The organism is Mammaliicoccus sp. K-M42 (assembly GCF_022386375.1).
Classification (GTDB): Bacteria; Bacillota; Bacilli; order Staphylococcales; family Staphylococcaceae; genus Mammaliicoccus; species Mammaliicoccus fleurettii.
The window spans coordinates 1-375 of record NZ_JAJNIS010000050.1 but is presented as its reverse complement, the minus strand read 5'-3'; the positions used below and the strand labels follow the sequence as shown (position 1 = coordinate 375).

Here is a 375-nt window from a genome sequence, read left to right as displayed (position 1 = left end):
CTCCTTTCTAAGGATATTACGGAATGACCATTAGGTCATGGAATAACGGAGACATATTGTATTCAGTTTTGAATGTTTATTTAACATTCAATTTAAGAATGGGCCTATAGCTCAGCTGGTTAGAGCGCACGCCTGATAAGCGTGAGGTCGATGGTTCGAGTCCATTTAGGCCCACCATTAAAAATTTAATTACCCAATTAGGGGGCTTAGCTCAGATGGGAGAGCGCCTGCTTTGCACGCAGGAGGTCAGCGGTTCGATCCCGCTAGTCTCCACCATAATTATTTTGCACATTGAAAACTAGATAAGTAAGCAAATAGATTTTACCAAGCAATAAACCGAGTGAATTTCTAACGAAATTCAAGCTTAATAATCGC

2 tRNA genes are annotated in these 375 nt (G+C 40.8%); both read left to right on the top strand.

What is annotated here, in order from left to right:
• Nucleotides 1-100 precede the first annotated feature (100 nt).
• A tRNA-Ile gene (locus tag LQ668_RS12300) sits at nucleotides 101-177 on the top strand.
• Between the two features lie 23 nt (nucleotides 178-200).
• A tRNA-Ala gene (locus tag LQ668_RS12295) sits at nucleotides 201-276 on the top strand.
• Nucleotides 277-375 lie beyond the last annotated feature (99 nt).